This is a genomic window from Frigoribacterium sp. AC512 (assembly GCF_979258295.1).
Genome location: NZ_OZ409850.1, coordinates 1,360,568 through 1,373,025 on the forward strand (window position 1 = coordinate 1,360,568; position 12,458 = coordinate 1,373,025).

Annotated in this window: 9 protein-coding genes; 5 read left to right on the forward strand and 4 right to left on the reverse strand. The window is 66.3% G+C overall.

Going from position 1 to position 12,458, the window contains the following annotated elements; translation table 11 throughout:
* Positions 1-458: 458 nt before the first annotated feature.
* Positions 459-3,281, reverse strand: coding sequence for an FAD-binding and (Fe-S)-binding domain-containing protein (locus ACZZ97_RS06175; protein WP_463472597.1), 2,823 nt, complete (start codon positions 3,279-3,281; stop codon positions 459-461).
* Positions 3,268-4,986: an IlvD/Edd family dehydratase gene (locus ACZZ97_RS06180; protein ID WP_463472598.1), complete on the reverse strand. Its 1,719-nt coding sequence runs from the start codon at positions 4,984-4,986 to the stop codon at positions 3,268-3,270. The genes ACZZ97_RS06175 and ACZZ97_RS06180 overlap by 14 nt, the downstream gene beginning before the upstream one ends.
* Before the next feature lie 138 nt (positions 4,987-5,124).
* Here ACZZ97_RS06180 and ACZZ97_RS06185 point away from each other — a divergent pair, with 138 nt between their 5' ends.
* From ACZZ97_RS06185 to ACZZ97_RS06200, 4 genes are all read left to right on the forward strand, one after another.
* Entirely contained in the window at positions 5,125-6,042 is a 918-nt protein-coding gene (locus tag ACZZ97_RS06185; RefSeq protein WP_463472599.1) for an SMP-30/gluconolactonase/LRE family protein, read from the forward strand.
* A gap of 10 nt (positions 6,043-6,052) precedes the next feature.
* On the forward strand, positions 6,053-6,913 hold the full coding sequence (locus ACZZ97_RS06190; protein WP_463472600.1) for a fumarylacetoacetate hydrolase family protein: 861 nt from the start codon (positions 6,053-6,055) through the stop codon (positions 6,911-6,913).
* A 47-nt stretch (positions 6,914-6,960) separates the two neighbouring features.
* On the forward strand, positions 6,961-7,767 hold the full coding sequence (locus ACZZ97_RS06195) for a zinc-dependent alcohol dehydrogenase (protein WP_463472601.1): 807 nt from the start codon (positions 6,961-6,963) through the stop codon (positions 7,765-7,767).
* 179 nt (positions 7,768-7,946) lie between these two features.
* On the forward strand, positions 7,947-8,621 hold the full coding sequence (locus ACZZ97_RS06200; protein ID WP_463472602.1) for an SDR family NAD(P)-dependent oxidoreductase: 675 nt from the start codon (positions 7,947-7,949) through the stop codon (positions 8,619-8,621).
* A 12-nt stretch (positions 8,622-8,633) separates the two neighbouring features.
* On the opposite strand, the gene ACZZ97_RS06205 is transcribed toward ACZZ97_RS06200, so the two are convergent.
* Both ACZZ97_RS06205 and ACZZ97_RS06210 read right to left on the reverse strand, forming a co-directional pair.
* A complete protein-coding gene (locus ACZZ97_RS06205) occupies positions 8,634-9,404 on the reverse strand; it encodes an IclR family transcriptional regulator (RefSeq protein ID WP_463472603.1) in 771 nt (256 codons plus the stop codon).
* A 169-nt stretch (positions 9,405-9,573) separates the two neighbouring features.
* Positions 9,574-11,202: a DUF5597 domain-containing protein gene (locus ACZZ97_RS06210; protein WP_463472604.1), complete on the reverse strand. Its 1,629-nt coding sequence runs from the start codon at positions 11,200-11,202 to the stop codon at positions 9,574-9,576.
* A gap of 296 nt (positions 11,203-11,498) precedes the next feature.
* Between ACZZ97_RS06210 and ACZZ97_RS06215 the strand changes: the two genes are divergently transcribed.
* Positions 11,499-12,401 (forward strand): ketopantoate reductase family protein, encoded by a 903-nt coding sequence (locus tag ACZZ97_RS06215; protein ID WP_463472605.1) that lies wholly within the window; start codon positions 11,499-11,501, stop codon positions 12,399-12,401.
* Positions 12,402-12,458: the final 57 nt, after the last annotated feature.

Here is a 12,458-nt window from a genome sequence, read left to right on the forward strand (position 1 = left end):
CTAGTGGAGGCGACTGTCCGCTCCGAGTAGCCGCCGAGGTAGCCGATCGATCCATTCCCGTACTTCGTCCCCGACGGCTCCATGCTGTGCCCGATCCACCACAACGGCCCAGCTGGGGGTGGAGGCGCAGCTCTTCGCTTGCGCTGTTACCGACCAGTGAGTCGTCTACCACACGCCTCCCTCGCGTTTCGAGACCTCCCTCTTGGCAGCCGGGCGCAGCGCCCCGAAGGAGAGGCAGACAGCGGTCCATTCCAAGGGCTTGACGGTTGACGATGACATCGCCGTCGTCGGTTTCAACAGCATCGGCATGCGCTCCTTCAGCCTCAGCCTCGAGGTCGCCCTTGGGGAGGGGCGGGCACCTGGAGCTGATCGACGAGGCGGAAGCCCTGAGAATCAGGTGCGCATCTGGTCCTACGTGCACACTCGACGTGGGCCAGCTCCGAGGGGCACATCGGACATCACGCGCGCGTCACGTAGTCCAGCACTTGGAGGACGTGACGGTAGGGCGCGCCGACTGCCCGTGTCATCCCGAGTTCGCAGGTCCGGTTGACGGATGCGTGTACACCGGCATCCGCGCGTCGGACCTCCTCGGCTTCAGGCCGCGTCGCCGATGCAGTGAGCTCCGGATGCAGCATGCCTCGGTCACCGGCGAACGCGCAGCACCCCCACTCCTCAGGTACCAGCACATCCTCCGCAGCTGCGGCCGCGACCCGCGCGAGAGCGTCGTCGATGCCGAGTCTCTTGGAGGAGCAGGTGGGATGCAGAGCGAGCGAGGGAACCTTGGTCGCCACCGGAAGACGAGGCAGGACGGTCTCATCGACGAAGGCGACCGCGTCGATGACGCGGATGCCGAGCTCTCCAGCCCCTTCGAGGAGTACCTGAAGTCCCTCCGTGCAGGACGACGCGTCGCAGACGACGGGCACGGCACCGCCGCGGGTCGCCCGTACCAGGGAGGTAAGGACCCTGTCCTTCATCTCGGCATAGCCCGCGGTGAGGCCCTTCGACTTCCAGGGAGTCCCGCAGCACAAGGACGGGAGATCGTCCGGAGTCGAGATGACGACTCCTGCGCGCTCAGTCAGGTTCCTGAAGGACTCGCCCACACCACCACCGTCGGAGCCGAACATCGTCGTTGTGCAGCTCGAGAAGTACACGGCGACGGGGTCATCGCCGGTGATGACCGGTCGACGCCGACCGCCGCCCGGTAGCTCAGCTGAGTACTGCGGAACGACGTCGTGACTGACGATGGCTCTGGCCGCGGTGGTGGCGAGGGTCGGAAGGCCGGAAGGCACCTTCTTCGCGACGGTCAGCGCAAGGCCTCCCGCACGGCTGACGGTGTCCCAGTTCTTGGCCAGCGCCTTCCAGCCGCCCTGACTGATCGCATCGGCGCTCTCGGCGCGGAGGCGGCGAACGAGATCTCCCGTGTTGATGAGCACGGGACAGGCCGTCTGGCACATCCCATCCACAGCACAGGTCTGAACAGCGTCGTACTCGTACTCCTCTTCCAAGATGCCCAGAAGCACCGCATCACCCGCGACTTTCGCCCGGGCCATCTCGCGGCGAAGCACGATGCGCTCACGCGGTGTGGTCGTGATGTCCTTGCTCGGACAGACCGGTTCGCAGTAGCCGCACTCGACGCATCTGTCGACCTCTCCCTCGACTGTCGGGGTGACCTTGAGGTCGCGGACATGCGAATCCGGATCATCGTTGAGCAGGACGCCGGGGTTCAGAGCGCCCCGAGGGTCGACGAGCGCCTTCAGCTCGACCATGACCTCATAGAGCTCATCCCCGTACTGGCGCCGGACGAAAGGCGCCATGATCCTCCCCGTCCCGTGCTCCGCCTTCAACGTCCCGCCCTGGGCGAGCACGAGGGACACCATCTCCTCCGTGAACGCCTCATAGCGCTGGAGGGACACCGGGTCGTCGAAGCGCTCGTTGAGCATGAAGTGGAGGTTGCCGTCCTTCGCGTGCCCGAAGATCACGCTGTCCTCATAGCCGAAGTCGTCGAACAACCGAGTCAGAGCTACACAGGTGCTGAACAGGTTGTGGAGCGGCACAGCGATGTCCTCCAGGAGGGCCGTGGTTCCCGACGGCCGGGCGCCGGCCACCAGCGTATAGAGGCCCTTCCTGATGTGCCAGAGCTGAGCTCGGCGGACAGGATCGGTGCTCAGGACACCGTCCGAGGTGATCGGCAGCGTCGCCAAGACTTCGGCTGCCTGCGCGAGCCGGACCGTGAGCGCGCTAGCTGAGTCCTCTTGGAACTCGACCAGGAGGGCAGCGTGCTCGACGACGTCCAGGGCGAGCAGGTCGGCGGTCGCCTCCGGATCGCGCTGGGCGACGCGCAGGCTCGTCGCGTCGAGGAGCTCGATGGTCGCGAACCCGCTCGCCACGAGCACGGGCAACGACGCGGTCGCGGCAGCGAGGTCCGGGAACACGAGCAGACCGGTTGCGACCGAAGAGTGCACCGGGACGGTCCGGAACACCGCCTCCGCGACGAAGGCCAGCGTGCCTTCGCTGCCGATGACCAAGTGCGTCAGCAGATCGACCGCCCGGTCGTGATCCAGAAAGGAGTTCAGGCCATAGCCCATCGTGTTCTTGATCGCGTAGAGAGCGCGGATCGACTCGATCGAGCGCGGATTCGAGCGCACCCGGTCGCGGAGCCGCAGGAGTCCGGCCGCGATGTCCGGCTCGTATCGGTGCAGCTGTTCATCGGAGTCCGAGACAGAACTGTCCACGATGGTTCCGCTCGGGAGGACGAGGACGGCGGACTGCAGTGTCTGATACGCGTTGTCCGTGATTCCGCAGGACATCCCGCTGGAGTTGTTGGCGATGACACCGCCGATGGTGCAGGCGATCTCGCTCGCGGGATCAGGCCCGAGCTTGCGCTTGAATCGGGCGAGTCTCGAGTTGACAGCCCGGACGGTCGCACCGGGGCCCGTCCTCACCTGTGCGCCACCGTCGAGGATCTCGATGGTGCGGAAGTGTTGGCGAGTGTCCAGCAGTACCCCTGAGGAGCCCGCCTGGCCGCTGAGACTCGTTCCGCCGGAACGGAAGGTCACGGGCACTCCGTGACGACCGGTGGCTGCGAGCACTGCGGCTACCTCCTGAGCGGAGCGGGGGGTGACGACCGCTTTCGGGACGAGCTGGTAGTGCGAAGCGTCGTGCGCGGCTGCCAGGCGGTCGGTCGCCCGGACGCCCACGGCGCCGGGAGCGGCCGTCTCGAGATCAGCCAGAAGGGCGCCTGAGACGGGAGCGAGCGTGGTCGACCGGTCAGTGTGACTCACGGGATACCTCCGACCCGCGCGAGCCTCGGAGGAAGTCGAGGTCGGCACCGGTATCGGCCTGCAGAACATGGTCGACGTAGAGCCGCTCCCATCCGCTGCGCGGGTTCGCGTACGCCTGCACGGTCCTTTCGTCGGGAGTGCGTGAGGCAAGTTCTTCAGTCGGGACTTCGAGTTCGAGACGGCCTGCGCGGACGTCGAGGAGGATGCTGTCTCCCGTGCGCACGAGGGACAGGGGGCCACCGGCGGCGGCCTCTGGGGTGACGTGGAGGACGACGGTGCCGTATGCGGTCCCGCTCATCCGCCCATCGCAGATACGCACCATGTCGCGGACGCCCTGCTCGAGGAGCTTCTTGGGTAGCGGCATGTTCGACACTTCGGGCATCCCCGGGTAGCCCTTCGGGCCGCAGCCGCGCAGCACCATTATCGAGTTCTCGTCGATGTCGAGGTCGGGGTCGTCGATCCGGGCATGGAAATCCTCGATGCTGTGGAAGACCACGGCGGGTCCGCGGTGTTTGAGCAGGCGGGGAGACGCCGCGGCTGGCTTGATGATCGCGCCGCCCGGCGCCAGGCTGCCCCGCAGTACCGAGATGCCGGCACGGGGGATGAGCGGCGCGTCCCGTGGCACGATCACGTCCGCGTCCCAAACGCGCGCCTCGTCGAGATACTCGACGAGCGGTCGCCCCGTGACCGTCAGAGCGTCGGGATCCAGCAGATCGCGCACCTCCCGCAGTACCGCGAGGAACCCTCCCGCGCGGTGGAGGTCGTCCATGAGGTAGCGTCCCGCCGGTTGCAGGTTGACCAACAACGGCACCTCGGCGCCGATGCGGTCAAAGTCGTCGATGGTGAGGTCGAGGCCCAGGCGCCCGGCGATGGCGAGCAGGTGTACTACAGCGTTGGTCGATCCTCCGATGGCAGCGAGGGCCACGATCGCATTGTGGAAGCTGCCCTTGGTCAAGAACGTGCTGGGGCGGCGGTCCTCTCGGACGAGCTCCACGGCGAGGCGCCCGGTCTCGTGGGCCGCCTCGAGCAGGCGGCTGTCCGGCGCGGGCGTCCCGGCGAGGCCCGGCATGATCGTTCCCAGGGCCTCGGCCACGAGCGCCATCGTGGACGCCGTGCCCATCGTGTTGCAGTGTCCGCGGCTCCGGATCATCGAAGACTCCGATCTCAGGAAGTCCTTCGCGCCGATCTCTCCGGCGCGCACCTCCTCGCTGAGTCGCCAGACGTCAGTGCCGCAGCCCAGATCCTGACCGCGGAACGTCCCGGTGATCATCGGACCGCCAGGAACGACGACAGCCGGGAGGTCGACCGAAGCCGCTGCCATCAGGAGAGAGGGGATCGTCTTGTCGCAACCGCCGAGGAGGACGACGCCGTCGATGGGATTCGCCCGGAACATCTCCTCGGTGGCCATCGCGGCCATGTTCCTCCAGAGCATCGCCGTTGGCCGGACCTGCGTCTCTCCGAGTGAGACGACGGGCAGGTTCAGTGGGATGCCACCGGCTTCGTAGACGCCGTTCTTCACAGCTTGAGCGACCTCATCTAGATGCGAGTTGCACGGGGTGAGGTCGGACGCGGTGTTCGCGATGGCGATCTGCGGTCGACCCTCGAAGGCGCTGGCGGGCGTTCCGCGCCGCATCCACGCACGGTGGATGTAAGCGTTCCGGTCATCCCCGCTGTACCAGTCTGAGCTTCGGAGTCGAGACACCATTGTTTTACCAACTTTCGGAATGACTGTTTATCTGTTCGAAACAGTGGCTAGCATAGCTCTCGACAGGAGGGAGCATCGGGTGAGGACGACGTCGACGCTTGGTGGACGCTCGAGCAGTCTGCACGGGGAGGAGGCGTCGTGACACCCCGCATTCGCGCCCGGGCAGCGTCGTTGAACCGTCACCGGCTGGGAGAGGGGCCCGTGTGGGACGCGGCGCGCAACCGGCTCCTCTGGGTCGACATCGACGCGGGCGAAGTCCTCCTGGGAACACTTGGTATCGATGGTTCCATCAAGACGACGGATCGGCTCGCCTTCGCAGGCACTGTCGGCGCGGTCGCTGTGGCTGCGAATGGTGACCTGATCATCGCCGGCGCTGAAGAGCTGCTGACGCGCCACCGCGACGGCACTACCGAGAACGGGCCTCGCATCTTGCCCCCCGACAGCGATCGGCGCCTCAACGATGCTGCGGCTGATCCCGTCGGCCGCCTGCTCGTCGGCTCCTTGAGCCTCCTGCCGGCTGGCTCGACAACCGAGACGCTATCCGTCGTCGATCACGACGGCTCAGTCCGTGTCCTCGATGCGGATCTCACTCTCTCGAACGGGCTCGGCTGGACCGCGGACGGTTCCCGCATGTACAGCGTCGACACCCTTCGCCGCCGGATCAGTGTGCGCGACTATGAACCGATGACGGGTTACGCCGGATTGCGTTCGAATTTCGTCGAGCTCCAGGACGGATATCCGGACGGATTGACCCTCGACGCCGAGGACCACGTCTGGGTGGCCGTATGGGGCAAGGGAGAGGTGCACCGCTACTCGCCGGCGGGCGAGCTCGTCGCAGTGGTCGACGTGCCCGCGCCTCACACGTCCAGCGTCGCGTTCGCCGGTCCGCTCCTGGACACCCTCTGCATCACCACGGCCACACAGGACCTCGACGAGTCAACCCTCGCCCGGTTCCCCGATTCCGGACGGATCTTCACCGTCGTGCCGGGGCCGCTCGGAGTGCCGCAACCTCTCTGGGGCGGTTTCGACCGCCCCGATCCCACCATCGACTCTTAAGGACACTCCCATGAAATTGCTCCGCATCGGCCCTGCCGGTTCCGAGAAGCCCGCCGCTCTGGCCGACGAGGACTCATATATCGACGTCTCCGACGTTGTCCATGACTTCGATGAGAGCTTCTTCGGCTCAGGAGGTCTCGAGCGCTTGCAGCCGGTCGTCGATGAGCGTCGTGCAGCGGGTGCCGTACTGCCCCTGGAGGGGGTCCGTGTCGGCGCCCCCATCGCTCGGCCGCACCAGATCCTCTGTATCGGCTTGAACTACAGCGACCACGCCGCAGAGACCGGTCAGGCGGTTCCTACGGAGCCCATCCTCTTCACCAAGTCGCCCAACACCATCGTCGGGCCGGTCGACGACGTCCGCATACCCCGTGGTTCGACCAAGCCCGACTGGGAGGTGGAGTTGGGCATCGTAATCGGCACGCGCACCAGCTACCTCGATTCCGTGGAGGACGCGCGGGACGCGATCGCCGGGTTCGTCACAGTCAACGACGTCAGCGAGCGCGCCTTCCAGCTCGAGCGCGGCGGCCAGTGGAGCAAGGGCAAGTCGGCCGAGACCTTCAACCCCACGGGGCCCTGGCTCGTCACCCCCGATGAGATCGACGACGTACTGTCGCTCGACATGTGGCTGGACGTCAACGGTGTTCGCAGGCAGACCGGTTCGACCTCGACGATGATCTTCGATCCGTACTTCATCGTCCATCACCTCAGCCAGTTCCTGGTCCTCGAGCCAGGCGACCTGATCAACACAGGCACACCTCCGGGCGTCGGCATGGGCTTTACGCCCGCCACCTGGTTGCAGCCCGGAGACGTGATGGAGCTCGGCATCCAGGGACTTGGCCGTCAGCGGCAGAACGTGCTCGCACCGCGATGAGGGCCTTCGTCATAACGGCTCCCGGCGAGGCCGGTATCCAGGACGTCATGCCTCCGATCGCGGCCCCTGGCGACGTCGTCGTCGATGTCCAACGAGCTGGCGTCTGTGGAACCGACATCGAGCTCTTCTCCGGGGAGATGCAGTACCTCGTCGATGGTGTGACCACCTTCCCGATCCGCATCGGGCACGAATGGATGGGCACCGTCGTGGCAGTGGGCGACGGCGTCGAACGACGCTGGATCGGCCGCCGTGTAACGGGTGACACCATGCTCGGTTGCGGGGTCTGCCACAGGTGCCGCCGCGGCCAGCAGTGGGTGTGCGAATTCCGCGGCGAGCTCGGTGTACGCGATGGACAACCCGGCGCACTCGCCGAGCAAGTCAGCGTACCGGTGAGCTCCCTGCGTGAGCTGCCGGACACCGTCGACGACGTCCTCGGCGCCCTGGTCGAGCCGGGAGGCAACGCGTTGCGGGCAGTTCAGGCGGCGGCGCTGCAGCGTGGAGACCGCGCACTCGTCCTCGGCCCCGGCACGATCGGTCTCCTCGTGGCGATGTTCGCCCGCGCGGCCGGAGCTGAGGTCCATCTCATGGGCCGTAGTGAACGCTCCTTAAGTTTCGCGCGCAGCCTTGGCTTCGACGGGGTGTGGGCGGAGGACGAGCTTCCGGAGATGGCGTGGGACGCCGTCATCGATTCTTCGAACGCGGCTCAGCTCCCGGCACGAGCCCTGGACCTCGTCGAGCCGGGCAAGCGTGTGGTCTACGTCGGACTCGCGGGAAGCCCTAGCCTGCTCGACACCCGCACGCTCGCCCTCAAGGACGTCACCGCTGTCGGGATACTCAGTGCTTCCCCGGGCTGACGGGGACTATCGAGGCTTTTGCGAACGGAGCCGTCGATCCGAGTCCGCTCGTGGCGGCGACCGTGGACCTCGCCGAGCTCGCCCCGGTCCTTCGCGGGGAACGCCCGCCCGGGGCAGGCCCAGGCCCCAAGATCCAGGTCGGCCTCGATGCCGCGACGCTGAACAAGGAGAGCTGACCGATGAGAACCGCCGTTATCACAGGAGGAGCCCGAGGGCTCGGAGCTGCCACCGCTGATCGCCTCCGGCGGGACGGGGTCACCGTCGTGACCCTCGACCTCGCCGGCGACGTCGACCACCATGTCGACATCACCGACGAGGAGGCGCTCACCGACGTTGCCCAGCGCATTGGAGGCATCGACATCCTCATCAACTCCGCCGGAATCGTGGGGCCTGGCGTGCCGCTCGTGGCGACCGCGGCGGACGACTGGCGTCAGGTCCTCGAGGTCAATGTCCTAGGCACCGTCGCAACGATGCGCGCTTTCGTCCCCGGCATGGTCGAGCGCGGCTGGGGCCGCGTGGTCAACTTCGCGAGCATGGCCGGCAAGGACGGCAATCCGAATCTGTCCATCTACTCCGCGTCCAAGGGTGCGGTCATCGCCCTGACCAAATCAGCCGGCAAGGAGCTCGCCACTACCGGGGTGCTCGTGAACGCCGTCGCACCAGCCGTCATCGCGACTCCGATGAACGCCGAGACCGCTCCAGACGCGCTAGCGCACATCACGAGCTTGATCCCCATGAAGCGGACCGGCCGGCCGGAGGAGGTTGCCGAACTCGTCGCCTGGCTCGCCTCGGACAAGGTGTCGTTCTCGACCGGCGCCATCTACGACATCAGCGGTGGACGCGCAACCTATTGACCGGGCATCGCCTCAGCTGCGGGATCCGAGCCGTTCATCCATGATGGCTCGGATGCCGGCCCGCTGCGCGACGAGTTCCTCGAGCGGCATGCGGAAGGCCAGAGCGCTGATGCTGACGGCGCCGATCGCGCGCAGCCCGTCGGTAGGCCGCACAGGCAGCGCGATGCAGTTGATGCCGAGCTCGTTCTCCTGGTCGTCCACTGCGTAACCGCGCTCGCGCGTCATCCGCAACTCCTCCCACAATGCGGGGACTGAAGTGATCGTGCGGTCGGTTCGGCGCGGCAACTCATCAGTGCCGAATCGCTCAGCGAGCTCTGCCTCGGAGCCGACCTCGAGGCTGAGAAGCATCTTCCCGACCCCTGTGCGGTACGCCGGGTTGCGTCCCCCGATCTCGGATGTGAGGCGGACGGACCCCGCTGGCGCGTCCACCTTCGCCCGGTATACGACCTCGTTGCGGTCGAGCACCGCGTAGTGGACGGTTTCGCCGTACCGGTTCGCGAGCTCCTGCAGCACCGGTTCGATCCGAAGCCCCTCTGGGCGGCCGGCGTGATTGCGGAACGCGAGGCGCAGGTACTCGTCTCCCAAGACGTAGACGCCACGGGACATCAGCTCGGCGAAGCCAGCCCGTCGCAGGACGGCGAGAGCGCGGTGCACGGTCGACTTCGAGCTCTTCAGGCGCTGCGCCATCTCGTCCAACGTGATGCCGGAGGGGTGATCGGCAAGCTCGGACAGGACCGCCAGGACCCGTTCTGCTCCTACGATCCGATCGCTTGACTCGCCCATGTCCGCCGTCCCACTCCACGGAACGTACTTCCGTTCCCATCGATACCTTAACCGCCAACGCCGGGCAACCGTGCCCGATGCCATCAGGGGGAGAAGCTGCTGACGGAGAACCGGAACAGGCCGCGAGAGAGCACGGCCCCTGCTCGTGAGCCGCCGCCCGCCGCCGGCTTCAGCCTCGAAGGAGACTGATCCTCGCGCCACCGACGCGCGTGACCGGCAAATTCTGTAGACGCTCGTCTCCATTGAGGATACGGCCAGAGGTGACAGTCCCTGCCCGCACGACAAGTTCCTCGACCTCGTCCACCTCGCAGCCACCGGGTGTCCAGAAGTCCAGTATCAGACCTTGACCGACCGCGACCACGGTGTTGTCGGTCCGGCCCATGATGAGAGCGAATGGTCGCTTCTCGCCGGGCGTGGGAAGGAGCGTCCCCGGGGTGGTCTCATCCGGTACCGGCAGATCTCCCTCGGGCATCACCACCCCCGCGTCCAAGGCGAGGTGCCGGAAGAGCGGCAGGGCCGCCCGGGCGATGACACGCACGTCCCCTACCGTCACCTCCATCGCGTCCATTCCTGGATCGAGGACGACAGCGGCCAGGCGACCGCCGACTCGCGCCTCCAGGATCTCGGCCTCGAGGCCTGTCAGGTAGCCCAACGTCGAGGCGAGCTGACCGTGCGGGTTCGAGTCGTCGATCCCGAACACAGACCAACCGACGGCGCCGTATGTCCCCACAGCCCTGACGAGCTCCCCCGCGCTCGGCCGGCATTCGGGAACGAAGAAGGGGTGCCCGTCTCCCGCGTACGTCTGCATGACCGCATCTGCGTCGGGGATGTAGATGTCGGGAGCCAATAGGGCGAGCTCCGGCGCAGCCGCTCGCCAGACGTCGAGCACGCGCGCTGCCGGTCCGCCGGACGGGTACTGCCCTGGTTCCTCCATCCCGGGCTGCGGGCCAAGCCAAGCATTGGCGAACATCGGGATGTCAAGGAACTCGCGTCCGTGAGATGCAAGGCGGTCGACGTAGCTCCCGATGCTCCAGGCCATGAAGACCTCGTCGGCGGCCGAGCCAACTCCGATCACATCGGACCACGTCCCTTTCCGCGGGGACCCCTGCGCCTTCCACAGGCGACGCGCGAGCGTGTCAGATTGGGCGGATTGCAGATGTGCGAGGAGGGCCCCTGGCACCTCAGCCTTCCATGCGGCTTCGGCCTGTGGGGAGCGATCTCGGCCGTCTCCGAGTATGCCGGCTTCGTTCTCCACCTGGATCATGGCGACCACGCCGGAATGGTCTACCTGCGCGACATGCTGCACCAGCTTTGCAAACGCCCTCTTCTCCGCTGACAGCAGCCCTGGGCTGAACGCAGTCAGTACCGGTACGGGTGTCGCGCCTTCGTAGCTCATGGGCGGACGGCCCGCGGGATCGATCCGGGCACGCGGGAACCGCTCGACGTCCGCCCGCACCCATCGTGGAGCGTAGGTAGATGTCGCGTTCTTCCACGAGCCGAACCAGAGCAGCACGAGTGCAAGGCCCAGCTCGTCCGCTTTCGCGAGCATGGTGTCCAGGAGAGACGCGTCGAAGGTCCCCTCGGTGGACTCGAACTGCGCCCAGCTCACCGGAGCGATCACCATGTTCGCGTTGACCGCCCGTGCGTGCGCAAACGAAGCCGCAATTGCCTCGGGCGACGAAGATGATGAGTTGTGCACCTGACCGCCAAGCAACAATCGATGATCCCCTGCACGGCTCAGCTCCCAGACGTGTTCTCTGGTCAGATTCCAATGATTTGGGCGTGCGGTTCCGGGCATGGCTGCCTTCCTGATGGTCCGCGTCGATGTCATTGACGGGAGTCGTGGCGGCGTCGTCGTTGGCGTCGACCACGACCGCTTATTTCGCTTATTGAAACACTATGACGTATAACTGAACAGCGCGCCTCACAACATGCTGTAGGTGAGCTCCTACGGCAAGGGGGTGGGCTTGCGGCCAGCGGGACGGACGGCCCAGAGCAGTACGGCTGCGTAATGGCGGCTCACTGGATGCCGGCCGTTGCGCCAGATCGGGGCCCGCTCGAAGGCTCGCCTCAGTCCCGGATCGGAGACAGCGCATGACACGAATACTCATCGTCGGGGCTGGTGCGACGGGCGGCGCCTTCGGCACTCTGCTGCAAGAGGCTGGTCGGGATGTGACGTACCTGGTGCGCTCCCGCCGAGCAGAGGTGTTGCGGCAGGGCGGACTTCGATTCATCTCCCCGACGGGTGATCGCACTCACCGGGTGCGCGCGCTCGTAGCGGGGGCAACGGACGAGCAGTTCGATCTGGTCCTCGTGACGGTGAAAGCCGCGGCATTGCAACGTGCCATAGTCGAGGTTCAGCCCCATGTCGGGGCAGACGGGCGTGTGATCCCTGTCCTGAACGGCATGGCCCAGATCGATGTTCTCGAGAGCTACTTCCCAGGACGCGTGCTAGGGGGCTCCGTCAAGATCGTAGCCACGCTCGACGGGGAAGTTGTGCGGCAGCTGACGGGACTGGCGGCTCTGACGATCGGTCCCCTGAATGGTGCGTCGATGCCACGGTCGATCGTGGAAGTCCTGGACGTGCCGGGTTCGCAGTTGACCATCTCGGTCGACATCATCGGGGTGCTCTGGGAGAAGTGGGCGTTCATCGTCGCAGGAAACGTTATCGCCTGCCTGTTCCGAAACGCGGTCGGACGGGTGCTCGAGGTGGGCGGTCTCCCGTGGATTCTTGAAGCCATCGGAGAGGCCGAAAAGGTGTCGGAAGCAGCCGGATACCCGATCTCTGCTCCAGCTCACGACCAATGCCTGGCGATCTTGACCGAACACGGTTCCTCGTTCACCACTTCCCTATATCGCGATCTCGTCGGTGGTCTCCCGACCGAGGCGGAGCACCTTCTCGGCGACTTCGCGCGGCGTGCGCGCGACCTCGGCGTCCCCGTGCCTCTCCTTGAGCTCACCCTTGTGCAGATTCGAGCGGGGGCGGCGAATTCTTGAATGCGCAACCGCCGGAGCTGCGGTCTTTCACGGCCTACCTTTCGAAGCATCGGCCGT

What these genes read in the sequence shown, in the direction of transcription:
- ACZZ97_RS06215 (WP_463472605.1), top strand. Translation starts at nt 11,499, where the DNA reads ATGACACGAATACTCATCGTCGGGGCTGGTGCGACGGGCGGCGCCTTC.
- ACZZ97_RS06200 (WP_463472602.1), top strand. Translation starts at nt 7,947, where the DNA reads ATGAGAACCGCCGTTATCACAGGAGGAGCCCGAGGGCTCGGAGCTGCC.
- ACZZ97_RS06210 (WP_463472604.1), bottom strand. Translation starts at nt 11,202, where the DNA reads ATGCCCGGAACCGCACGCCCAAATCATTGGAATCTGACCAGAGAACAC.
- ACZZ97_RS06180 (WP_463472598.1), bottom strand. Translation starts at nt 4,986, where the DNA reads ATGGTGTCTCGACTCCGAAGCTCAGACTGGTACAGCGGGGATGACCGG.
- ACZZ97_RS06195 (WP_463472601.1), top strand. Translation starts at nt 6,961, where the DNA reads ATGCCTCCGATCGCGGCCCCTGGCGACGTCGTCGTCGATGTCCAACGA.
- ACZZ97_RS06205 (WP_463472603.1), bottom strand. Translation starts at nt 9,404, where the DNA reads ATGGGCGAGTCAAGCGATCGGATCGTAGGAGCAGAACGGGTCCTGGCG.
- ACZZ97_RS06190 (WP_463472600.1), top strand. Translation starts at nt 6,053, where the DNA reads ATGAAATTGCTCCGCATCGGCCCTGCCGGTTCCGAGAAGCCCGCCGCT.